The organism is Pseudomonas sp. R28(2017) (assembly GCF_002112505.1).
Lineage (GTDB): Bacteria > Pseudomonadota > Gammaproteobacteria > Pseudomonadales > Pseudomonadaceae > Aquipseudomonas.
Genome location: NZ_NEHW01000002.1, coordinates 479,822 through 500,195, shown reverse-complemented (window position 1 = coordinate 500,195; position 20,374 = coordinate 479,822). Strand labels below are relative to the sequence as shown.

The window sequence follows — 20,374 nt, the reverse complement described above, 5'->3', positions numbered from 1 at the left end:
TCCCTGTGGGGCTTTAGCCGCGATGAGGCCGAAAAAAGCAACCCAGCTTACAGCTCCCGCCGCAGGAGGTAGGTATCCATGATCCACCCCATGCGCACCCGCTCCCGCTCGCGCACCTCAAGAATCCGTGCCTTCACGGCCTGCAACGGCCCGGCGATCAGCACTTCATCCGCGGTGCCCAGATAAGCGCCCCAGTAGATCACCAAGGCCGGATCCTCCAGCGTGGCAAACGCGCAGTGCCCGTCGAGCATCACCACCACATTGTCCACCTGCCCTTGCTCGGCCAGGCGCCGCCCCGGCAGCACGGTCAGCGGCTCGCCAATGCGATTGAGGGGGATCTGATGCCGCGCCGCCAGGGCCTGCACACTGCTGATGCCGGGAATCACCTGCAGGCGCAGCGCCACACCGCGTTCGCGGACCAGGTCAAGAATGCGCAAGGTGCTGTCGTAGAGGCCCGGCTCGCCCCATAGCAAAAAGGCGCCGATATCCTCGGCGCCCATGTCTTCGCTGATCAACCGGGCATACAGCGCGGCACGCCGGCGGTGCCAGTCGTGCACCGCGCCTGTGTAGTCATCCGCCTCGGTGTCGCGCTGCGGGTCCGCCACCTGCACCAGACGGTAGCCACCCTCGGGCCGGTAGCGCTCAAGGATCACCTTGCGCAGGCGCACCAGCTCATCCTTGCCGGCGCCTTTGTCGGGCACGAAGAACACGCTGGCGCGACGCAGTGCCTCGACCGCCTCGACAGTAATCTGCCGCGGGTCGCCCGGGCCGATGCCGATCAACAGCAAGTCTTTCATGGCAGCGCCCGGCTTGTGACCTAGAGAATAGAGAAGTTATAGCTGACGATGACCCGGGTCTCGTCCATGTCCCGCGCCCACTTCTCGTAATTGCTGCGGTAGGTGGAGTTACGCAGGCGCACGCTGACATCCCTGAACGTGCCGCTCTGCACCTGGTACTTGAGCTCAGTGTCGCGTTCCCATTCCTTGCCTTCGGCATTGCTGCCCGGGACCCTGATGTGGTCACCGTTGATGTAGCGGGTGAAGAAGCTCAGGCCGGGCACGCCGAGGGCTTTGAAGTCGTAATCGTAACGCAGCTGCCAGGAACGCTCCTGGGCGGCGGCGAAATCGTTGACCTGGGCGTAGTTGACCAGGTACGGGTTGCTGCCATCGAGGTACGGCATGGCACTTTCGCCGTACATGCGCTGCCAGCCGGCGCTGATCTTGTGCCCGCCCAGGCTGTAGCCGAGCATGCCGCTGAAGGCCCGGTGGTCGATCTCGCCGGCGCGGGCGTTGCCGATGTCATCGCTCTTGATCAGCCGCAGGTCTGCCGACAGGCTGCCGACCGCAAGTGGCTGGCTGGCGACCAGGCCAAGGAAATGCTGGCGGTAGATGTTTTCCAGTTTGGCGACCTGATACTGGGCACTGAGCCCATCATTGAATCGGTAGTCCAGGCCCGCGAGGTCGAAGTGGTCGGCTTCGATATCGCAGGCATAGCGCTTGTTCTTGCAATGCACGCGAATATCCTGGCGATCGGTGGAATCACGTGCGGTGTACTGGTTCAGGCGGGCCAGGGTGAACTTCAGGTCACGCACTTCTTCGGAAGTCAGCATCGCGCCATGGAACATAGTCGGCAGCAGGCGGCCATCGTTGTACTTCAACAGCGGTACGTCCGGCATCATCGAGCCGTACTTCAACACCGTATTGGAAACCTTCACCTTGGCCGCCAGGCCCATCTTCGCGTATTGGTCGGCGGAATGCCGTGGGTCGTGCCCGGAAGAAGGCAGCAAACCACTGTTACTGTCGGCCGGGCTGGAATCGAGCTTGATACCGAACATGCCCAGTGCATCCACGCCCACGCCGACCGGGCCTTGGGTATAACCCGATTGCACATTGAGAATGAAGCCTTGCGCCCACTCTTCACGTTTTGACGCGCCCTGGCTGGAACTGCTGTGGCCGTCACGAAAGTCCCGGTTGAAATAGACCGTGCGTGCTTCAACCTTGGCACGAGTATCTTCAAGAAAACCGGCGGCCTGGGCATGCGCGCCAGCACACAACAGGAACAGGCCGGCAACGCGGCGCCCGGGGGCGAGAGGAAGGGGGGAAAACATGCGAGGGAACATCCACAAGAAAGGCGAAAAAAACAAATCGTGACACACCGGCGTCACGCGAATGCGTCGCGGCCGAATATCAGCCGACCATCATCTGAAATGATCGCTCAAGCGCTCTGTTGCGGGCCATTGGACCATGGTCTAGAGGGTTGGACAGACGGCCCGAAAAAGCCCCTGAATTACCGCTCGGAAAACTAGGAAAGTTCCCGCCTTACTTATAAAAAGTTTGCGGTTTACCGAAGTCCTGCAAGTGTCTACACTCGATGTCAGCGAACAGTTTTACCCACCCGTGTGGCTGGCGTTTAGTCCTTGTCAATGTTCGTCACGCCCTGCCACCAAAGACGTACAGGAGTGATTACAGTGTCCAGACTTGCAGAGTTTCGTGCTGCCGAAAAAGCGCTCCAGGAACAGATGGCGCAACTGGAGGCGCTGAAAAAGGATGCCGGCCTCAAACGCGAAATCGAATTCGAGCAGAAACTAGTCGGCCTGATGAAAAGCTATGACAAAAGTCTGCGCGATATCATCGCCATCCTCGACCCGAAGGCGGTTACCCGTGGCGCTGCCAGTGCACCGAAACAGCAGCGCCGCCCGCGCGTGGTAAAAGTCTACGAAAACCCGCACAGCGGCGAGTTGATCGAGACCAAAGGCGGCAACCACCGCGGCCTGAAAGCGTGGAAAGAGCAATACGGGGCCGCGACCGTGGAAAGCTGGGTTCGCTGATGAAACGTCAACACCCAGTTCACACTTTTTTCACAACGGCTGCAGCAGTATCGAGACAGCTAAAGGACTAGCGACCCCATCACGCGCCCGCACATGCGGGCCTCTAATTCTGGCGCCCTGCTCCTCCGAGCAGGGCGCTTTCATTTGCGCAAACGCTTCACTGCCGTATCATGGCCCCCTGTCTGTTTCGCCGGCACCTGGTTGCCGGCCCCGTCTCTGGAGTACCCATGAGCCTGCACGATCTGCAAACCCTGCCTGGCGTCACCGCACAGCCAGACGCTGCCACCGCCCAGTTCGTCTTCAACCACACCATGCTGCGGGTCAAGGACATCGAGAAGTCGCTGGACTTCTACACCCGCGTGCTGGGCTTCCGCCTGGTCGACAAGCGGGACTTCCCTGAAGCGGCCTTCAGCCTGTACTTCCTGGCCTTGGTCGACCCGGCGCAGATCCCTGCCGACGACGCCGCGCGCCACCAGTGGATGAAGTCGATCCCGGGCGTGCTGGAACTGACCCACAACCACGGTACCGAGAACGACGCCGACTTCGCCTACCACAACGGCAATACCGACCCACGCGGCTTTGGCCACATCTGCATTTCGGTGCCGGACGTGCGCGAGGCCTGCGCCCGTTTCGAGGCACTCGACGTGCCGTTCCAGAAGCGCCTGCAAGACGGCCGCATGAATCACCTGGCCTTCGTCAAGGACCCGGACGGTTACTGGGTCGAAGTGATCCAGCCAACCGAACTGAAGGGCTGACCGCCGCCCGTTCGCGCTCGTCGGGCCGGGAACTCCTGGCCCCTTGCTGTGGTATATGAAGGTAACTGCTTCACATGCCACAGCGAGGTAAAGGACGATGCAATCTCTTCACTGTGAATACCGCGACCACACCATCACCGCCAGCGTGATGCCCCACCCCGACTCCCCCCTGCCCTACGCCGCCGGTTGCCTGATCACCGATCCACAGGGGCACACCAGCAAGCGGATGTCCATGCCGATGAAGTTCTTCTCGGACCTTGAGAATGCCCAGCATGTATCGCTGGCCCATGGCCGGGCATTGGTGGATGAGCAACTGGACAAAGGGCACAAAGCCTTCTGAAGACCTGCGCGGGAGCTTGTAGGAGCGGCCTTGCCGGGCCGCTCCTACAGGCGATCGGCGTTAGTCAGACATCGCGTGCAAAGGCTACCGCCGCTTCAACCTGTTCACGGCTGGGCCGTACCCCGGTGTACAGCACGAACTGCTCCAACGCCTGCAGGGCAATCACCTCCAGCCCGGTAATCACCGGCTTGCCCAGCGCCTCGGCCCGCTGGATCAACGGCGTGCGCGCCGGCATCGCCACCACGTCGAACACCCGCTCGGCCGCCGCGATGGCGTTTTCGCTGAAGGCCAGCTCCTCGGCATCCGGCCCACCCGCCATGCCGATCGGTGTCACGTTCACCAGCATCGGCGGGCACAGGTCACCCAGCTCGGCCACCCAGCGATAGCCGCAGACATCCGCCAGCTGCCGCCCGGCCTGCTCGTTGCGGGCAACGATGATGCCTTCCCCGAACCCTGCATCGCGCAACGCACTGGCTACCGCCTTGGCCATGCCGCCACTGCCGCGCAGGGCGAATGCGGTGGCAGGGTCGACCTGGTGCGCCTCGAGCAGTTGTCGCACGGCCAGGTAATCGGTGTTGTAGGCCTTCAGGTGGCCAGCGTTGTTGACCAAGGTATTGACCGACTCGATCGCCGCCGCCGACGGGTCGATTTCATCGACCAGCGCCATGCAGGCCTCCTTGTACGGCATCGACACGCCACAGCCACGAATGCCCAGTGCGCGGATGCCTGCGACCGCTGCCGGCAGGTCATCGGTGCTCATGGCCTTGTAGTAGTAGTCCAGGCCGAGCTGCTGGTAGAGGTGATTATGAAAACGCACGCCGAAGGTGCCAGGCCGCCCGGCCAGGGAAATGCACAGCACGGTGTCTCTGCTGGGAGTTGTCGCCATAACCTGCTCCTTTTTCATAACTGAATCGTTTGTGCAGCGTACCAGAGGCAACCACCGGTCGTCCCTTACACAACCTTTACCGTTTCCCTGTGCTCGGCTTACAGAGACCGGAGTCATAGTAATAAGGCCCCAAGCGCGGGGTTACCTTGCGAGGAAGTCTCATGAACCGTCATCTCCCCGGAATCGCCCTGCTGGTCGGTGCCCTGGCCATCAGCGGGCAGGTCTCTGCCCACGGTGGCGGCGGCCATGGCTGGTATGGCCCAGGCCCACTGCTCGGCGCCGCCGTGGTCGGGGCCGTGGTCGGGGCGACGGTGTATGGCGGCCACGACCGCACAGTCTACGTGGAGCGCCAGCCTGCCTACTATGGGCCACCGCCCGTGTATGTGCAGGCCCCGCCGCAGCCGGTGTACTACCAGCCGTACTATGTGCCGGCACCGCCGCCGCCAGCGTACCGCCCTTACTATGGCCCGCCACCGGTGTATTACGGCCCGCCACGCTGGTGACCGTTGATAAAACTGATGAGCACTATTGAGCGAGTTGATTTCAAACCCTGTTGGCTGCTGCGTAAGGTAGGGCCATGTTTTACAGGAGGTCCCCATGGCCACTATCCAGATCATGTCCGTCGTCGGCACTGCCGTCCCCGTCACCCTGCGCGAGCAAGGCCTGCTGGCCTGCTGGTACCTGGTCAGCAATGGCGAAGCCGTCAGCGGCCCGCTGGCGACCCGTGCCTCGGCCCAGGCCCTGGCTGAACAGCTTCAGGCCGATTGCCTGGTCGCTTGAACGAATTTGTTGTGCGTTGCTCCCTACGCCTCTTCTGACCCGCCGTCTGGCGGGTCTTTTTTTGCCTGGACGAACCGACGAACGGAGGCAGGAAAACCGATACAGCATGAAGCTTTTTTCATTTCTGTCAGTCGACTCAACGAGCAATCGACAGGCGTTCAGCCATACTCCAGAATGCACCGGTTTTTTGGGGGAAAACCCTTGCACAGCCAACGACATACCAACTTTTAGTGAGCCTCAACGTGAAAACATCCCTGTCCATCCTCAGCCTGCTGCTGTTGCTCACAGGTACTGCGACCCTTCCGTCGACCGCTGCTGCACAACCCCCGGCCCAGGTCCAACGTGACCCGTCCAAGCTGCACCTGGCGTCTGGCAGCGCCCTGCTGATCGACCTGAACACCAATCAAGAACTGTATTCGAGCCATGCCGACCGCGTGGTGCCCATTGCCTCGGTAACCAAACTGATGACGGCGATGGTGGTGCTGGATGCCAAGCTGCCCATGGATGAGATGCTCACCATGACCATCGCCAACAACCCGGACATGAAAGGTGTGTACTCGCGCGTGCGTCTGGGCAGCGAGCTGAACCGCCGGGAAACCCTGCTGATCACCCTGATGTCGTCGGAAAACCGCGCCGCCACCACCCTGGCCAACCATTACCCGGGCGGCTACCCGGCCTTCATCAAGGCGATGAACGCCAAGGCCCGCAGCCTGGGCATGGCGCACACCCGCTATGTCGAGCCGACCGGCCTGTCGACGCAGAACGTCTCCACCGCCCACGACCTCGCCAAGTTGCTGATGGCATCGCGCAAGTACCCGATGCTGAGCGAGCTGTCGACCACCCGTGAGAAGACCGTGGCCTTCCGCAAGCCCAACTACACCCTGGGCTTCCGCAATACCGACCACCTGGTGAACAAGAGCAACTGGGACATCACCCTGACCAAGACGGGGTTCACCAACGAGGCCGGCCACTGCCTGGTGCTGCTGACCAAGATGGACAACCGCCCGGTGGCCATGGTGATCCTCGACGCCTTTGGCAAGTACACCCACTTCGCCGACGCCACCCGCATGCGCCAGTGGCTGGAGACCGGCGCAGCCAAGCCGGCACCGGCTGTGGCCATGCAGTACAAGTCGGACAAACACAACAAGGGGCGCCTGGCCTCGGAATAACCTGAGGCCTTCAAACTATCGGGGACGGGCTTGCCCGCCCCCACAGACGCGTGCGGCAGGCCTCAGGCCTGGGTATCGACCATCCCGCCAGCACTGCTGCCACCTGACTTCTGCAGCGCTTCCAGCAATTGCGCAGTAGCCGTCATGATCTCGCCACTGATGGTAGCGATGCTTGCCTGCTTGGCGGTAACTGCTGCGAGCTTGGTGGTTTCGTCGGTTTTCTGCGCCATCAGGATGGCCAGTTGTTTCTGCTCGTCGGCCAACTGTTTCTGAAGTTTCTTGATCATCTCGCGCAATTGCTTGATGTGTGACGGCTCCTCACTTCCACCGCTGCCTTGCGCCCCCTCGGCGCCTTTGGCCTGGCCGTCGCCACGCAGCTTCGAGGTGTCCACCTGCAACGTCGCGCTGCCCGATTCAGTCTTTTCAGTGTCGCTGGCCTGCGAAACGCTGGCCGCCTGGGCCGAAGCGTTGCTGATGCTGACTGCTGCAATACCTACCATGTTCGTTCTCCCTGCGTTGCAATGGGTCCTTGAGTTGACCTGCGTATCGGCCGACCGGTGCAGACCTTTAGGCCCGGTTGGCCGCAGGCACGCTCCCAGGCAGTAAATTCCCCTTCCACTGGCTCGTTCCACCCAATGTACAAGCGCAGGCGCCGGAGCCCCGGCATGCGCCCACATTCGACCCATTATGGAATCGCAGCCATGAGCCAGTCTGCACACCCGGAAACTATCAAGGACCTGATCGGCGTGGGCTTCGGCCCGTCCAACCTGGCCCTGGCCATCGCCCTGGAAGAACTCGCGCAAAGCCAGGGCCACGCCCTCGATGCGCTGTTCATCGACAAGCAGAAGGAATACCGCTGGCACGGCGAAACCCTGGCCACCCAGAGCGAACTGCAGATCTCGTTCCTCAAGGACCTGGTCTCGCTGCGCAACCCGACCAGCCCGTACAGCTTCGTCAACTACCTGCACCAGAAGCAGCGCCTGGCCGACTTCATCAACCTTGGCACGTTCTACCCCTGCCGCCTGGAGTACAACGACTACCTGCGCTGGGCCGCCGAACATTTCGCCACCCAGGCCGTGTATGGCGAGGAAGTGCTGCGCATCGAGCCTGAAGTGAAGGCCGGGCGGGTCGAGCACCTGCGCCTGGTCTCGCGCGATGCGCAGGGCCGGGAATTCAGCCGGCGCACCCGCTCGGTGGTGGTCGGCAGCGGCGGCACCCCGAAGATTCCCGAAAAGTTCGGCGCGTTCAAGGACGATCCACGGGTGTTCCACCACTCCCAGTACCTGAGCAGCCTGAACAAACTGCCGTGCACGGCCGGCAAGCCGATGCGTATCGCGGTGATCGGCTCGGGCCAGAGCGCCGCCGAGGCATTCATCGACCTCAACGACAGCTACCCGTCGGTCAAGGTCGACATGGTGCTGCGCGGCTCCGCCCTCAAACCGGCCGATGACAGCCCGTTCGTCAACGAGATCTTCTCCCCGGACTACACCGACCTGGTCTACAACGAGCCGGCCGACCAACGTGCCAAGTTGCTCGGCGAGTACCACAACACCAACTATTCGGTGGTCGACCTCGACCTGATCGAGCGCATCTACGGCATCCTCTACCGGCAGAAGGTCGCCCACCAGTTCCGCCACAACGTGCTGTGCCGGCGGCAGGTGGAAGCCGTGGTGGCCACCCGCGACGGCATCGAACTGACCCTGCGCGACCTGGCCACCGGCCAACAGCAGACTCACCGCTACGACGCGGTGATTCTCGCCACCGGCTACGAACGCCGCTCGCACCGCGACCTGCTCGCACCGCTGGCGAACTACGTGGAAGACTTCAGCGTAGACCGCAACTACCGGGTCCTGGCCAGCGCGGACCTGCAGGCGTCGGTGTACCTGCAAGGCTTCTGTGAAAACAGCCATGGCCTCAGTGACACCTTGCTGTCGGTTCTGCCCTCCCGTGCCGCAGAAATCGGCCAGGCGCTGTACCACGACCTGGCTCGCCAGCAGGGCAAGGCACAACCCCCCGTGGCCCTGACCAGTGCCTGATTGATGCTGCAACCCGACCGACAGGGCGCCATGGGCGCCCTGTCGTCATTTGCGCCCTGAAACATTTGCTTGCACTTAATCTGGCAGGATTTTCATTCTCATTCGTCTTTTGAATAACAGCCCTCTTTGGTTGGGCCTGTGCTCGCCCCTTTTTCAGAAGACTGACCGATGGCCAAATCACCGAAAAAATCCAAGTCCAAGCTGTGGTTCCTGGTCCACAGCTGGCTCGCCCTGCCGATCTGGTTCTTCGTGCTGATCGTCTGCTTCACCGGCATGCTGGCCGTGGTCAGCCAGGAGATCGTCTGGCTGGCCAACCCCGACGTGCGTGCCAGCAAGCCCGACGACAACGCCGAACGCCTGAGCTTCCAGCAAGTGCTCGATGCATTGAACAAGGCCGAGCCGGACATGGCAGTGAACTCGCTGAGCCAGCCGGATGGTTCGCACTTTGCCCTGACCGCCCGGGTCACCTACGCCGATGGCTCCAGCCCGATGCTGTACGTGAACCCGTACACCGGGGCGATCCAGGGCAAGATGCCGGACTTCAACTTCGAAGCCTTCACCCGGGCCCTGCATGGCTGGTGGCTGGTGCCTTTCACCCATGGTTTCAGCTGGGGCTGGTACATGGTGTCGCTGCTCGGGCTGCCGATGCTGGCGTCGCTGGTGACCGGCCTGGTGGTGTACAAGAAGTTCTGGAAAGGGTTCTTCAAACCGGTACGCACCGGCCATGGCGCGCGCATTTTCTGGGGCGACCTGCACCGCCTGGCCGGGGTCTGGTCGATCTGGTTCATCGCGGTCATTTCCATCACCAGCATCTGGTTCCTGATCAGGGCGATCCTGGCCGACAACCACATCACCATTTCCAGCGAGCCGATCGTGCCGGTGATCGCCCGTGAGCAGGTGCCACAGTCGGTCGATGGCAGCCCGGTGCCACGCATCGACCTGGATGAGGCCGCGCGCATCGCCGGCCTGGCCATCCCGAACCTGGACATCACCTCCATTTCGTTGCCGGCCACCGCCTACAGCCACATCGAGATGGGCGGGCGTGGCTGGTACCCGCTGATGTTCCAGAGCGCTTCGGTCAACCCCTATACCCGCCAGGTCGACAGCCAGTTCCTGCTCAGCGACCGCTCGGCCCTGGAGTTCGTCACCGAGTCCATGCGCCCGCTGCACACCGGCGATTTCGGCGGCCTGCCGATCAAGCTGGTGTGGTTCTTCTTCGGCCTGATCCTGACCCTGATGGTGTTCAGTGGCCTGCTGATCTGGACCAAACGCACCGCCCAGGCCACCGCCGCCGCGCTCAAGCGCAGCGAACGCGCGCCCCGCAGCGCAAACCGTGAAACCACCCTGGAGGCCCGCCCATGAGCCAGGCCCACGCCGTGCCCGCCCGCCCACTCAAGCAATGGTGGCTGAAGTGGCGCTTCCACCTGAACATCCTGCTGATCCTCATCCCCCTGGGCTTCATGCCCAAGTACTTCGCCGACGTCAGGCTGTTCCGTGGTGACGCCGGGCTCGGCGCGCATCCGATCAGCGGCATTCAGGTCGGCCCCTACAGCCTCGACCTCGCCGAACTGCGCAATGAAGCCCCGCGCGCCGATGGCCCCGCCGGCCACTTCAAGCTGTTCAACGCGGCGCTGTGCAAGGCCTGCGTCAACGAGGTCAAGGCGGTCTACCTGCGCATCGGCAAGCCGCGCAGCCTGCGCGCCGCCGGCAGCATTTTCTTCGGCGCGCCGTACCGCATGGTCACCAACCTGCCAATACCACCGCGCACCCGCACCGATGCGCAGATCTGGATCACCCTCGAAGGCTGGGACGGCAGCCTGCACCAGGCATCCGTGCCCTTGGCCAAGGCTTCGCCGGCCACTGTGGCCTGGCTCGAAACACAAGGAGGCAAACCATGAAACAGCTGATACGCAAGCTCGCCCTGCCCTTGCTGGTACTGGCCGCAGGCCCGGCCCTGGCCCACAACCCGATGTGCGAGTGTGAAGAGGTCACGGGCGGTCAGGTGAAATGCACCGGCGGTTTTTCCGATGGCAGCGGCGCGCCCGGGGTGACCCTCGACGTGATCGGCTACGACGAACAGGTGTTGGTCGGCGGCAAGCTCGGTGACGACTCGAGCCTGACCTTCAAGCGCCCCGACGGTGAGTTCTACGTACTGTTCGACGCAGGCCCTGGCCATGTCGTGGAAGTCGACCACGCCGACATCGCGCAACCATGAGCAGCCCAGCCATGAGCCACACCCAGGTGGTGCGCCCGGCCGGCGCCGGGCACGAAACCCTCTACGTGCTGCTGGTCAGCCTGATGATCGTCGCCCTCGCCGCCAGCGTGGTGCTGCTGCGCGGCGAACGCGAGGACGAACAGGCCATCGCCGCCCACCAGATCGACGCCCGTCGCGACCTCACCGCTGCCGAACAAGGCATCTACACCGACCTGCGCGTGGCGTTCGACGAGATCCAGCTGCTGCGTGAAGAAAGCGCTGCCACACCCAGCGTCGAAGCCCTGGCCGAGGAAGGCTTGCCGCCGTTCGTGGCCGATGCCGGCAGCCAGAGCCGTGGCAACCACCAGTGGCAATGGCTGCCGAGCGGCGCCTACCTGGGCCGCAGCCAGGCGCCGCACGTGGCGGGCAGCTTCCTGCTGATCCTGCCCGACGCGGGCAGTGCCGAGGTCGACGTCTGGCTGCGCCGCGACAGCACCGCCTTGCGCCCTGACGACCTGGGCCAGGCCGCACTGATCGCCGCCGGCTGGCAGCAAGTGGTCAGCCACTACGACGCCGGGGTCACCCGCGAACACCGTCATTGAACCCAAGGATTCCCCATGTTCCGCAAAGCCCTCGCCCTGCTCCTGGCCTGCGCCCTGCCGGCGCTGGCCCTGGCCGACACCGGCAAGCCCCTGCGCATCGGCATCACCCTGCACCCCTACTACAGTTACGTGAGCAACATCGTCGGCGACAAGGCCGAAGTGGTGCCGCTGATTCCGGCAGGCTTCAACCCGCATGCCTACGAACCCCGCGCCGAAGACATCAAGCGCATCGGCACGCTGGACGTGGTGGTGCTCAATGGCGTCGGCCATGACGACTTTGCCGACCGCATGATCGCCGCCAGCGAAAAGCCCGGCATCAAGACCATCGAAGCCAACCAGAACGTACCTTTGCTGGCGGCCACCGGCATCGCCGCGCGCGGCGCTGGCAAGGTGGTCAACCCGCATACCTTCCTGTCGATCAGCACCACCATCGCCCAGGTCAACAACATCGCCCGCGAGCTGGGCAAGCTCGACCCGGACAACGCCAAACTCTACACGCAGAACGCCCGCGCCTACGCCAAGCGCCTGCGCGCCCTGCGTGCCGAGGCCCTGGCCAAAGTCAGCGAAGCGCCCAGCGCCACCTTGCGCGTCGCCACCATCCATGCCGCCTACGACTACCTGGTGCGCGACTTCGGCCTGGAAGTGACCGCCGTGGTCGAGCCCGCCCACGGCATCGAGCCGAGCCCGGCACAGCTGAAGAAGACCATCGACCAGCTCAAGGCGCTGGACGTGAAAGTGATCTTCTCGGAAATGGACTTCCCCTCGGCCTATGTCGAAACCATCCAACGTGAATCCGGCGTGCGCCTGTACCCGCTGACGCACATTTCCTACGGCGAATACACCAAGGACAAATACGAAGTGGAGATGAAGCGCAACCTCGACACCGTGGTCCGCGCCATCCAGGAGAACCGCGCATGACCGCCGCTGCCCAGCTCACGGCACCCGGCGGGCCGCGCATCGAATTCGCCGGCATCGACCTGACCCTGGGCCGCACGCGCATCCTCGAACAGGTGCAGTTCGGCGTTGCGGCAGGCAGCGTGCATGCCATCGTCGGCCCCAATGGCGGCGGCAAGAGCTCGCTGATCAAGACCCTGCTGGGGCAGATGCCGCACCAGGGCCGGCTGACCCTGCACTGGCCAGGCGCGCAGCAGGTGATCGGCTATGTGCCGCAGGCCCTGGAGTTCGACCGTGGGCTGCCGATGACCGTGGACGACTTCATGGCCGCCATGTGCCAGCGGCGCCCGGGGTTCCTCGGCCTGTCACGCCGGGTGCAGCCGGCGATCGATGCGGCGCTGGCACGGGTCGGCATGCTCGACAAGCGCAAGCGGCGCATGGGTGCGTTGTCCGGCGGTGAACGCCAGCGCGTGCTGCTGGCCCAGGGTCTGATTCCCGAACCGCAACTGCTGGTGCTCGACGAGCCGATGTCGGCGCTCGACGAAGCCGGCATCCAGGTGTTCGAGCAACTGCTGCAAGGCTGGCGCCAGGCCGGTACCACCGTGCTGTGGATCGAACATGACCTGGCAGCCGTGCTGCGCCTGGCCGACCGGGTCACCGGCCTGAGCCGCCAGGTGCTGTTCGACGCCCCACCCGCCCAGGCCCTGACCCCGGAGCGCCTGCTCGGCCTGTTCTCCGTCCACCCTCGCAGCGAGCGCCTTGCCTGATGAGCTTCGACACATTCCGCCAACTGGTCCAGGACTGGGCCGGTGCTGGGTACCTGCCGGAGGCGCTGGCCTACGGCTTCGTGATCAATGCCTTGCTGGCCGGTTTGATGATCGGCCCGGTACTGGGTGGCCTCGGCACCCTGGTGGTGGTCAAGCGCTTTGCCTTCTTCTCCGAAGCAGTGGGCCATGCCGCACTCACCGGAGTCGCCATCGGCATCCTGCTCGGCGAGCCGTACACCGGCCCCTATGGCAGCCTGTTCGGCTACTGCCTGCTGTTCGGCATCCTGCTCAACTTCCTGCGCAACCGCACCGGGCTGTCACCGGACACCCTGATCGGTGTGTTCCTTTCGGTGTCGCTGGCCCTCGGCGCCAGCCTGCTGCTGATGCTGGCCGGCAAGATCAACGTGCATATCCTCGAGAACGTGCTGTTCGGCTCGGTGCTGACCGTCAGCGCCCAGGACCTGGTCGTGCTGGGCATCGTCGCGGTGCTGGTGCTGGCACTGGCCCTGCCGCTGTACAACCGCATCATGCTGGCCAGCTTCAACCCGCAGCTGGCGGCGGTGCGCGGGGTGGCGGTGAAGACCCTGGACTACCTGTTCGTGGTGCTGGTGACCCTGGTCACGGTGGCCTCGGTAAAGGTGATCGGGGCCATTCTGGTCGGTGCCCTGCTGGTGATTCCGGCAGCGGCGGCGCGCCTGGTCAGCCAGTCGCTGAAGGGGTTTTTCTTCGTTTCGGTGCTGATTGCCACCCTGAGCACGCTGCTCGGCATCCTCCTGCCCATCATGCTTGACCTGCCCGTGCCTTCTGGCGCGGCGATCATCCTGGTCGCCGGCATCTGCTTTGCCCTCGCCGCGCTGGCCCGCGCCCTCGTCCCACGCCTGCAAGGAAACCCGGCATGAACCTGAAACACCTGACCCTGGCCGTCGCCCTCGCCGGCCTGCCCGCGCTCGCCTCGGCCACCCAAGTGCTGACCAGCCTGCCTGTGACCCACAGCCTGGCCAGCGCCCTGCTCGATGGCACTGCGGTACAACTCAAGCGCGCCGCGCCGGCCAACCTGCCGGCCAGCCGCCAACCGGCGTACTTCAGCAGCCGGGGTGGCGCGGCCCTGGCCAACGCCGCGCAACAGGCCGACGCGGTGATCGGCGTACGCTCGATCTGGCGTGACGACCCGCTGTACCCGATGGCGCGGCGCAGCAATATTCGTATCGTCGAGATCGACGCCGCGCGACCGGTCGATGGCGCGCTGCCGGGCATCGCCGTGAGCGGCGATGACGCCCATGCCGCCTACCCCTGGCTGAGCCCGACCAACCTCGGGCGCATGGCCGATGTGCTGGCCAATGACCTGGAGCGCCTGGCGCCCGCCGACAAGGCAAAGATCCAGGGCAACCTGGCGGGGCTCAAGCGCCAGCTGCTGGAGCTGACGGCCAGCAGCCAGACGCAGTTGGCCAAGGTCGACAACCTGAGTGTGGTCAGCCTGTCCGAGCGATTGGGGTACCTGGCCAGCGGGTTGAACCTGGATGTGGTGGAGCAGCCGTTGCCGACGGATGGCAAGTGGGATGAGGCGGCGTTGAAGGCGCTGGGTGAGAACCTCAAGGAGCAGGATGTAGCACTGGTGCTGGACCATCGGCAGCCGGACCCGGCGCTGGCCAAGGTGATCGAGGCGGCCGGGGCGAAGTTGCTGGTGGTGGAGAGCGACCCCGAGGATGCGGTGGCAGGGCTCAAGGCCAGTATCGAACAGGTGGTCGGGGCCTTGAGCGAAGGGTGATTTCGACTTGGTCGGCCTCTTCGGGGGCAAGCCCGCTCTCATAGAACAACACATAACTCTTTGATTTAGCGAAGATCTTGTGGGAGCGGGCGTGCCCGCGAACACCGGCGAAGCCGGTGCCATGCACCGCGTCGCATGCTTCGCGGGCACGCCCGCTCCCACAGGGTGAAGCGGCGCTTGCTGAGGCTTTGTTCTCTGCGCGACAGCGCAGCCCAAAGGGCTGGGTGATCTCCCACAGGGAAGTCACTGCCCACGAGAACAGTGTTTTCCTTGTGGGAACAACTGTCTTGCGCATTTTCCAGAATCTGGCGCGATCCCTGTGGGAGCGGGCTTGCCCGCGAAGAGGTCGGTGCGGTCTATCGGTTCATGCACCGCTCATAGCGCTCATCCACCCGCCCGGCAAACCACGCGGTGGTCAGCTTGCGGGTGATCTTCGGGCTCTTCAGCTCGATCCCCGGCAGCACCGCCCGCGCAACCGGCTTGCCCGCCGCCGCATCGGCCAGGGCAAACACGCCGCTGTAGAGCTTGCTGTCCTCGAACGCCAGGCTGTCACCCAATTCCAGCTGGCTGCGGATCTGTGGGTTACGCAGCCCCAGCTTCACCCCCAGCTTGCGCGCCGCCAGCTCGGTGCTGCCGGGCATGATCGCGCCAGGGGCGATCAAGTCGCCGTCCAGCGCCAGGTCCGCTCCCGTAACCTTGCTCAAGGCGGCCTGGAACGCGGCATTGCGGCTGGCGTACCACCCCGCGTTGAAATCGGCGAAGCGGTACAGCTGCCGCTCGTAATGCACGGGGTAACCGAGCAGGTGGGCGATACCGAAGTACATGCCCCCACGGCGGCTGAAGACTTCCTGGCGAATGGTGCCGTCGTAGGTGTAGGGATAATCCTTGGCATGCTGTTCCGCGAAGTCGATGCTGACCTGCATCGGCCCACCGGTGTGCACCGGGTTCAAGCCACCGAGCAAGGTCTTGCCCAACGGCAGGCGCGCGATGAATTCGTCGTACAGCGCGCTCAGCTGCTTCTCGCTGCGCACCGCCAGCAGGCGCTGCTGGTAGCTCTGGCCGTTGCCCGACGGGGTCTTCAGTGCTCCGTCGACCAGCAGCCCGGGAATGTGCAGGCGCGCCGCACGGCGGTCGATCTCCTCACGGGCGATACGCCCCAGATTCGGCACCTGCGGGTCGGCGTTGAAGGTCGATTCCTGCTCGGTCACCGCCAGCACCGCGCACAGGTTGCTTTTGCTCGGCGTGATGCGCTGGGCTTCGAACGCCACCTGGATATCCTTGGCCCAGCCTTCGCGGTCCTTGGCCTGGGCCGGCAACAGGCGCAGCAGTTGGGCACGCACCTTGGCCGGGTCGGCTTCGGGCTCTTCCTCGCGACGCCCGGCGCAGCCCTGCAGCAGCGCCAGGGCCATCAGCCCTGCCGCCAGCAGCCGCCCGTTCAGGGCTGTTCACCGACCATGTAGGCCTTGCTGATATGGCGAAACTGCGGGTGGCTGGCGCTGCCCATCAACTCGAACAGGACCATTTCCCGGGTCACCACCTGCGCGCCGGTCTGGCGCATGCGCGCAAGGCCCGCAGCCTTGTTGGCTGGGGTGCGGCTGTCGCAGGCATCCTCGACCACGAACACCTGCTTGCCCAGGCCCAGCAGGCCGAGCACGGTCTGCAACACGCAGACGTGGGTTTCCATGCCGCAGACGATCACTTGCTCGCGGGCCATCAGGCTGGCGGGCAGGCACTCGGCGGCCACGCAGGAGAAATGGGTCTTTTCCACCACCTCGGCGGCCGGAGCCACCGCGATCAGTTCCGCCAAGGTATGGCCCAGGCCCTTGGGGTATTGCTCGGAGATCACCACGGGCAGCTCCAGCTCGCTGCAGGCGGCCAGCAACCAGCGCGCCCGGGCGCGGGTACCCTCGGGGTCGCTCATGGCACCGATAAGCTTTTCCTGGATATCGACGACCAGCAAGGTGGCCTTGTGAGGATCAATCAGCATTGCAGCTCCCTAGCCCAGCGAGAAGGAAAAGGCCCGACGGCTGTGCCGCGCCGCGTATAGCCTGTCCCAGTCGCCGTGCCCCGTCAATTCATCCGGAAAAGCTGAAGGTATAGGACACCGAGCGATGATCCGAATCCATCACCGGGCCGACCCTACCCAGGCCGCTCGGTTCACGGGTGCCATTGGTGACGGCGTAATCGAGCATCTGGGTGGGCCCATAGCTGGGGTGCGTTGGGCTTTGCGCCATGACCAGTTCGCCAATGCCGGGTGGGTTGACCCAGTTGCCACGCCGAGGGAAGGCCTGGCTTGGCGGGCGTGGGTCACGGTTGAAATCGCCGACCAGTGCGTAGCGCGCACCGACGTGCCAAGTCACCTCACGAAGCACCCGCGAGCAGTTCGCACCACCATTGGAAATGGCATGGAAGTTCAGTATCGCCACGGTCTCAGCCATGCCGCCAAGCCGAACGCGTAATCCCAGCACTGGCCTGGCCGACTGCAGGCCCGCCATCCTGGGCACACCATCGGCAATGACCACCACCTCGTCGACCTGGACTTGTTCCGTTACAACCATGGCCAGTCGAACCCTCAATCGCTGCACATCGAGCACATAGAGTTGGTAGCGCAACGGCCGCGCCTGGGTCCCGGCCTGCCAGATGTACTGATTGACCAGATGCTGCGCGCCGAATTGGTCGGTTACCGTCAACGGTGCCACAAGCTGGGAACTGGGTGGCGCATCGCCCGCTTCCTGCACGGCCACGATATGGTGTTGCGCCAGCATCGGCAGGATGTGCGACTGGTACTTGTTGTTACCCTGCGCATTCAAACCCTGCAGGTTGAAAGAGGCCACCCGTATATCGACCCCAAACCCCTGATACGTCTGCCTGCCCACTTCGATGACCGAACCACCCGGCGGGTTGGCCACCCGAATGTGATAATAGTCGCTGATCGCACCCGAAAGACGCACAAGCGCTTGCCATGGCCGCCACGCTCCACCCACGGCACTGCGCAGCCGGCGCAAGGTATCGAAGGCATCCAGACGCAAGGGGCCTTCGGTGGCACGCAAGCCATTGCTCAACAAGGCATGATGGATGTTGTAGAAGCGCAATAGCACCGCGTATGCCTGGGGGCGCGGGGCAGCCGCAAGCGCGGCCAACGTTCCGGGATCGTTGTAGTGGGCATCTAGCAGGGTCGTCAGGTCTTCGGCCAACGCCATCTGGCGCTCAAAATTACCGCTGTGTACGAAAGTCGTTGAAAGGTGATAACTCAAGAATGCCGCTGAATGTTCTGCGGTGACCGGGTCCGTCGACAGCAGGTCGAAAATGTCGTCGACGAACGCACTCAGGTGGAAATACAAGGCAGTCCGGCTCGCGCTTTGGGTAAGAAAATAATCCGCATCCAGGCGGATTCTACGGCTTACAGGCATCTGGCCCTCCTTTGTACAGAGGCTCAGATCGAGCGGTAGGCAAGGATCAGGTGACCATCGACAACCGCTGCGCCGGGAAGGTCGGTTGCCAACATGTTCTCGCACAGGTCGACCAGGCCGACAGCATTTCCGTCATAGCGGTAGCGGTAAATGGCCGTATCTACCGGGCGCCCTTCTGGCTTGACGCAAAACAGGTTGAGCAGCCCGTCATGGACCACCACAACTGGCGGATGCTCGAATTTGCGCGCTATGAAGGTCTGCGAACGGCTCCAGCCTGAGTCGCCATCGAAGCGCATGTGGGATACGTCAGAGGTGGTACCGTGAAACAGGTGAATAACCCCTTGGTACACGCAGCAGGCAGGGTCGCCGACCGGTGTCAGAACCTCTCCCCCCGACATCACGGCCTCGGACGCCGCCCAGGTGTCCAGGTCGCTGGTCCAGCTCCAGCGCAGCTCGCCCGTGCCGGGCTGGCGGTAGAACAGGTAAAGCTTCTGTCGGTGTTCCACCAGTGCAGGGGTGCCTTGAAACTGGATAGTGAATACCTCGCTTGTGGTGACGAGGGTATTCACATTGATGTTCGTCAGACGCGCAGGCACCGACTGGGCCTGCTCCGTGTTGCCAGCGACCAGTGCATAGAGCTCACCCTTGAAGGTGAAAAGGGTGGGGTCGGCGTAGGGACTTTCCAGGTACAGGGAACGAGCCACACTCCAGGCACCTGGGAGTGACATCTGCGCATACACAGCCGTAGTGGCAGCTGCCTCTTGGCGAAAAACGCAGTAGAACTTGTGATTGTGGCCTACGGCGTGGCAACCGGCCGAAGGTGAAAATCTGGCCTGTTCTACCTTGCTGAACAGACCTGAAACCTGTGTGCTGAAGTGCAATGGCATGGTGGAGCCTTATCGATGATCAACAAGGCTCCAGTAGAGCGCAGCATCGTCGACAGTCACACAGGCTTTGATTGCTCACACCGCAGAGGATTGCCGACAAGGATCACAGGCAGCGTGCAATAACTCGCCGAGCCGGCCCAGCACCCGATCTTCTTGTTCATGGATGAAAAAGTGCGCGCCTGGGAACAGATCAAGTGTGAAGTCACCCGTAGTTTCCTCGCGCCAGGCCTGCAGTTGCTCTCCACTGGCCCGGTCATCCTCGCCCCCCAGCACATGCAGCGGGCAGTGCAGAGCCGGCCGCTGGCGGTAGAGGTAACGGCCGCAGAGCAGGAAGTCGGCGCGCAGGATCGGCAAGGTCAGGCTCATCAGCTCGGCGTTGTCCAGCACCTCTGGCGGAGTACCATTGAGCTCGCGCAACTCACGCTTGAGCTCATCATCATTCTTGGGGGCGCGCCAGTTGTTGCCGTCGTAGTCCTCGCGCCGGGTTGGCGCCGCAGTGCCGCAAGCGAACAACGCTGCAGGTGGCGGGCACCCCAGTGCCAGTAGCTCATGGGCCAGCTCGAAGGCCAGCAGTGCGCCCAGGCTGTGGCCGAGCAGCGCATACGGGGTGTTGTGGGCAACTGACCGCTGTTCGCTGGCCAGTTGCCGGGCCAATGCCTGCATGTCGGTCTGCAGCGGCTCGCCCATGCGCGCACCTCGCCCGGGCAGTTCGACCGGGCGCACCTGCAGCCAGGCCGGCAGCTTGCGCCGCCAGCGGCTGTAGACCATGGCGCTGGCCCCGGAGTACGGCAGGCACAGCAGGTTCAGCGTGGTCACTGGGCGGCAGCTGCGGCCATCTGCTGGCGCAGGCTCAAGGGGCGCATGTCGGTCCAGACTTCGTCGATGTAGGCCAGGCAGTCTTTCTTCAGGCCGCTCTTGCCCACCGCGCGCCAGCCTTCGGGGATGGCCTTGTAGTCCGGCCAGATGGAGTATTGCTCTTCGTGGTTGACCACTACCTGGAACTGGATATCGTCGCGGTCGAATACGGAAGTCATTGCCTGTCTCCTTGAGTGATGGATGCCG

At 63.7% G+C, this 20,374-nt stretch carries 25 protein-coding genes; 15 read left to right on the top strand and 10 right to left on the bottom strand.

Annotated elements, in window-relative coordinates; genetic code table 11:
* Positions 1 to 47: 47 nt before the first annotated feature.
* Together cobF and CAF78_RS05090 are read right to left on the bottom strand one after the other, a co-directional pair.
* A complete protein-coding gene (gene cobF / locus CAF78_RS05095; RefSeq protein WP_085679202.1) occupies positions 48 to 797 on the bottom strand; it encodes a precorrin-6A synthase (deacetylating) in 750 nt (249 codons plus the stop codon).
* Positions 798 to 817: 20 nt separating this feature from the next.
* Positions 818 to 2,107, bottom strand: coding sequence for an OprD family porin (locus CAF78_RS05090; protein ID WP_085679205.1), 1,290 nt, complete (start codon positions 2,105 to 2,107; stop codon positions 818 to 820).
* A 360-nt stretch (positions 2,108 to 2,467) separates the two neighbouring features.
* Here CAF78_RS05090 and CAF78_RS05085 point away from each other — a divergent pair, with 360 nt between their 5' ends.
* From CAF78_RS05085 to CAF78_RS05075, 3 genes are all read left to right on the top strand, one after another.
* Positions 2,468 to 2,827 carry a histone-like nucleoid-structuring protein, MvaT/MvaU family gene (locus CAF78_RS05085; protein ID WP_085679209.1) on the top strand — a complete coding sequence of 120 codons (360 nt, stop codon included), beginning with the start codon at positions 2,468 to 2,470 and terminating at the stop codon, positions 2,825 to 2,827.
* A gap of 227 nt (positions 2,828 to 3,054) precedes the next feature.
* Positions 3,055 to 3,582: a lactoylglutathione lyase gene (gene gloA, locus CAF78_RS05080; protein ID WP_085679213.1), complete on the top strand. Its 528-nt coding sequence runs from the start codon at positions 3,055 to 3,057 to the stop codon at positions 3,580 to 3,582.
* 97 nt (positions 3,583 to 3,679) lie between these two features.
* Positions 3,680 to 3,922, top strand: coding sequence for a hypothetical protein (locus CAF78_RS05075; RefSeq protein ID WP_054883229.1), 243 nt, complete (start codon positions 3,680 to 3,682; stop codon positions 3,920 to 3,922).
* 64 nt (positions 3,923 to 3,986) lie between these two features.
* On the opposite strand, the gene CAF78_RS05070 is transcribed toward CAF78_RS05075, so the two are convergent.
* Positions 3,987 to 4,808 carry a shikimate 5-dehydrogenase gene (locus CAF78_RS05070; protein ID WP_085679216.1) on the bottom strand — a complete coding sequence of 274 codons (822 nt, stop codon included), beginning with the start codon at positions 4,806 to 4,808 and terminating at the stop codon, positions 3,987 to 3,989.
* A 161-nt stretch (positions 4,809 to 4,969) separates the two neighbouring features.
* Between CAF78_RS05070 and CAF78_RS05065 the strand changes: the two genes are divergently transcribed.
* From CAF78_RS05065 to pbpG, 3 genes are all read left to right on the top strand, one after another.
* Positions 4,970 to 5,311 (top strand): hypothetical protein, encoded by a 342-nt coding sequence (locus tag CAF78_RS05065; RefSeq protein WP_085679219.1) that lies wholly within the window; start codon positions 4,970 to 4,972, stop codon positions 5,309 to 5,311.
* A gap of 94 nt (positions 5,312 to 5,405) precedes the next feature.
* Positions 5,406 to 5,588 carry a hypothetical protein gene (locus CAF78_RS05060; protein WP_085679222.1) on the top strand — a complete coding sequence of 61 codons (183 nt, stop codon included), beginning with the start codon at positions 5,406 to 5,408 and terminating at the stop codon, positions 5,586 to 5,588.
* A 242-nt stretch (positions 5,589 to 5,830) separates the two neighbouring features.
* Entirely contained in the window at positions 5,831 to 6,757 is a 927-nt protein-coding gene (pbpG, locus tag CAF78_RS05055; protein WP_085679224.1) for a D-alanyl-D-alanine endopeptidase, read from the top strand.
* A gap of 62 nt (positions 6,758 to 6,819) precedes the next feature.
* Here the strand turns inward: pbpG and CAF78_RS05050 are convergent, their stop codons facing one another.
* Complete coding sequence (locus CAF78_RS05050; RefSeq protein ID WP_085679227.1) at positions 6,820 to 7,257, bottom strand: hypothetical protein; 438 nt, start codon at positions 7,255 to 7,257, stop codon at positions 6,820 to 6,822.
* A 201-nt stretch (positions 7,258 to 7,458) separates the two neighbouring features.
* Between CAF78_RS05050 and CAF78_RS05045 the strand changes: the two genes are divergently transcribed.
* From CAF78_RS05045 to CAF78_RS05005, 9 genes are all read left to right on the top strand, one after another.
* Positions 7,459 to 8,793 carry a lysine N(6)-hydroxylase/L-ornithine N(5)-oxygenase family protein gene (locus tag CAF78_RS05045; protein ID WP_085679230.1) on the top strand — a complete coding sequence of 445 codons (1,335 nt, stop codon included), beginning with the start codon at positions 7,459 to 7,461 and terminating at the stop codon, positions 8,791 to 8,793.
* Positions 8,794 to 8,961: 168 nt separating this feature from the next.
* Positions 8,962 to 10,155, top strand: coding sequence for a PepSY domain-containing protein (locus CAF78_RS05040; RefSeq protein ID WP_085679233.1), 1,194 nt, complete (start codon positions 8,962 to 8,964; stop codon positions 10,153 to 10,155).
* Positions 10,152 to 10,691 carry a thiamine pyrophosphate-binding protein gene (locus CAF78_RS05035; protein ID WP_085679236.1) on the top strand — a complete coding sequence of 180 codons (540 nt, stop codon included), beginning with the start codon at positions 10,152 to 10,154 and terminating at the stop codon, positions 10,689 to 10,691. Before CAF78_RS05040 ends, CAF78_RS05035 begins: the two co-directional genes overlap by 4 nt.
* On the top strand, positions 10,688 to 11,008 hold the full coding sequence (locus tag CAF78_RS05030; RefSeq protein ID WP_085679239.1) for a hypothetical protein: 321 nt from the start codon (positions 10,688 to 10,690) through the stop codon (positions 11,006 to 11,008). Before CAF78_RS05035 ends, CAF78_RS05030 begins: the two co-directional genes overlap by 4 nt.
* An 11-nt stretch (positions 11,009 to 11,019) precedes the next feature.
* The gene (locus CAF78_RS05025; protein ID WP_085679242.1) at positions 11,020 to 11,589 is read left to right on the top strand and encodes a DUF6162 family protein; all 570 of its coding nucleotides are present in this window, start codon (positions 11,020 to 11,022) and stop codon (positions 11,587 to 11,589) included.
* Between the two features lie 15 nt (positions 11,590 to 11,604).
* The gene (locus tag CAF78_RS05020) at positions 11,605 to 12,507 is read left to right on the top strand and encodes a metal ABC transporter substrate-binding protein (RefSeq protein WP_085679245.1); all 903 of its coding nucleotides are present in this window, start codon (positions 11,605 to 11,607) and stop codon (positions 12,505 to 12,507) included.
* The gene (locus tag CAF78_RS05015; protein ID WP_085679248.1) at positions 12,504 to 13,250 is read left to right on the top strand and encodes a metal ABC transporter ATP-binding protein; all 747 of its coding nucleotides are present in this window, start codon (positions 12,504 to 12,506) and stop codon (positions 13,248 to 13,250) included. The genes CAF78_RS05020 and CAF78_RS05015 overlap by 4 nt, the downstream gene beginning before the upstream one ends.
* Positions 13,250 to 14,149: a metal ABC transporter permease gene (locus CAF78_RS05010; protein ID WP_085679251.1), complete on the top strand. Its 900-nt coding sequence runs from the start codon at positions 13,250 to 13,252 to the stop codon at positions 14,147 to 14,149. The genes CAF78_RS05015 and CAF78_RS05010 overlap by 1 nt, the downstream gene beginning before the upstream one ends.
* Positions 14,146 to 15,015, top strand: a complete 870-nt coding sequence (locus CAF78_RS05005) for a metal ABC transporter solute-binding protein, Zn/Mn family (protein WP_085679254.1) — start codon at positions 14,146 to 14,148, stop codon at positions 15,013 to 15,015. The genes CAF78_RS05010 and CAF78_RS05005 overlap by 4 nt, the downstream gene beginning before the upstream one ends.
* Before the next feature lie 356 nt (positions 15,016 to 15,371).
* On the opposite strand, the gene CAF78_RS04995 is transcribed toward CAF78_RS05005, so the two are convergent.
* The 6 genes from CAF78_RS04995 to CAF78_RS04965 form a co-directional block, all read right to left on the bottom strand.
* Positions 15,372 to 16,424: a DUF1615 domain-containing protein gene (locus CAF78_RS04995; RefSeq protein WP_085674131.1), complete on the bottom strand. Its 1,053-nt coding sequence runs from the start codon at positions 16,422 to 16,424 to the stop codon at positions 15,372 to 15,374.
* Between the two features lie 26 nt (positions 16,425 to 16,450).
* Complete coding sequence (locus CAF78_RS04990) at positions 16,451 to 17,002, bottom strand: hydrolase (RefSeq protein WP_085674133.1); 552 nt, start codon at positions 17,000 to 17,002, stop codon at positions 16,451 to 16,453.
* 88 nt (positions 17,003 to 17,090) lie between these two features.
* A complete protein-coding gene (locus CAF78_RS04985; RefSeq protein ID WP_143515017.1) occupies positions 17,091 to 18,425 on the bottom strand; it encodes an endonuclease/exonuclease/phosphatase family protein in 1,335 nt (444 codons plus the stop codon).
* Between the two features lie 23 nt (positions 18,426 to 18,448).
* On the bottom strand, positions 18,449 to 19,129 hold the full coding sequence (locus CAF78_RS04975; RefSeq protein WP_085674139.1) for a hypothetical protein: 681 nt from the start codon (positions 19,127 to 19,129) through the stop codon (positions 18,449 to 18,451).
* 258 nt (positions 19,130 to 19,387) lie between these two features.
* Positions 19,388 to 20,128 (bottom strand): thioesterase II family protein, encoded by a 741-nt coding sequence (locus CAF78_RS04970; protein ID WP_085674141.1) that lies wholly within the window; start codon positions 20,126 to 20,128, stop codon positions 19,388 to 19,390.
* The gene (locus CAF78_RS04965) at positions 20,125 to 20,346 is read right to left on the bottom strand and encodes an MbtH family protein (RefSeq protein WP_054887100.1); all 222 of its coding nucleotides are present in this window, start codon (positions 20,344 to 20,346) and stop codon (positions 20,125 to 20,127) included. Before CAF78_RS04965 ends, CAF78_RS04970 begins: the two co-directional genes overlap by 4 nt.
* Positions 20,347 to 20,374: the final 28 nt, after the last annotated feature.

Excerpts from the sequence above, each read along its gene's own strand:
- cobF (WP_085679202.1), bottom strand. The coding sequence starts at position 797 with ATGAAAGACTTGCTGTTGATCGGCATCGGCCCGGGCGACCCGCGGCAG.
- CAF78_RS05090 (WP_085679205.1), bottom strand. The coding sequence starts at position 2,107 with ATGTTTTCCCCCCTTCCTCTCGCCCCCGGGCGCCGCGTTGCCGGCCTG.
- gloA (WP_085679213.1), top strand. The coding sequence starts at position 3,055 with ATGAGCCTGCACGATCTGCAAACCCTGCCTGGCGTCACCGCACAGCCA.
- CAF78_RS05075 (WP_054883229.1), top strand. The coding sequence starts at position 3,680 with ATGCAATCTCTTCACTGTGAATACCGCGACCACACCATCACCGCCAGC.
- CAF78_RS05070 (WP_085679216.1), bottom strand. The coding sequence starts at position 4,808 with ATGGCGACAACTCCCAGCAGAGACACCGTGCTGTGCATTTCCCTGGCC.
- CAF78_RS05065 (WP_085679219.1), top strand. The coding sequence starts at position 4,970 with ATGAACCGTCATCTCCCCGGAATCGCCCTGCTGGTCGGTGCCCTGGCC.
- CAF78_RS05060 (WP_085679222.1), top strand. The coding sequence starts at position 5,406 with ATGGCCACTATCCAGATCATGTCCGTCGTCGGCACTGCCGTCCCCGTC.
- CAF78_RS05050 (WP_085679227.1), bottom strand. The coding sequence starts at position 7,257 with ATGGTAGGTATTGCAGCAGTCAGCATCAGCAACGCTTCGGCCCAGGCG.
- CAF78_RS05045 (WP_085679230.1), top strand. The coding sequence starts at position 7,459 with ATGAGCCAGTCTGCACACCCGGAAACTATCAAGGACCTGATCGGCGTG.
- CAF78_RS05040 (WP_085679233.1), top strand. The coding sequence starts at position 8,962 with ATGGCCAAATCACCGAAAAAATCCAAGTCCAAGCTGTGGTTCCTGGTC.
- CAF78_RS05035 (WP_085679236.1), top strand. The coding sequence starts at position 10,152 with ATGAGCCAGGCCCACGCCGTGCCCGCCCGCCCACTCAAGCAATGGTGG.
- CAF78_RS05030 (WP_085679239.1), top strand. The coding sequence starts at position 10,688 with ATGAAACAGCTGATACGCAAGCTCGCCCTGCCCTTGCTGGTACTGGCC.
- CAF78_RS05025 (WP_085679242.1), top strand. The coding sequence starts at position 11,020 with ATGAGCCACACCCAGGTGGTGCGCCCGGCCGGCGCCGGGCACGAAACC.
- CAF78_RS05020 (WP_085679245.1), top strand. The coding sequence starts at position 11,605 with ATGTTCCGCAAAGCCCTCGCCCTGCTCCTGGCCTGCGCCCTGCCGGCG.
- CAF78_RS05015 (WP_085679248.1), top strand. The coding sequence starts at position 12,504 with ATGACCGCCGCTGCCCAGCTCACGGCACCCGGCGGGCCGCGCATCGAA.
- CAF78_RS05010 (WP_085679251.1), top strand. The coding sequence starts at position 13,250 with ATGAGCTTCGACACATTCCGCCAACTGGTCCAGGACTGGGCCGGTGCT.
- CAF78_RS05005 (WP_085679254.1), top strand. The coding sequence starts at position 14,146 with ATGAACCTGAAACACCTGACCCTGGCCGTCGCCCTCGCCGGCCTGCCC.
- CAF78_RS04995 (WP_085674131.1), bottom strand. The coding sequence starts at position 16,424 with ATGGCCCTGGCGCTGCTGCAGGGCTGCGCCGGGCGTCGCGAGGAAGAG.
- CAF78_RS04990 (WP_085674133.1), bottom strand. The coding sequence starts at position 17,002 with ATGCTGATTGATCCTCACAAGGCCACCTTGCTGGTCGTCGATATCCAG.
- CAF78_RS04985 (WP_143515017.1), bottom strand. The coding sequence starts at position 18,425 with ATGCCTGTAAGCCGTAGAATCCGCCTGGATGCGGATTATTTTCTTACC.
- CAF78_RS04965 (WP_054887100.1), bottom strand. The coding sequence starts at position 20,346 with ATGACTTCCGTATTCGACCGCGACGATATCCAGTTCCAGGTAGTGGTC.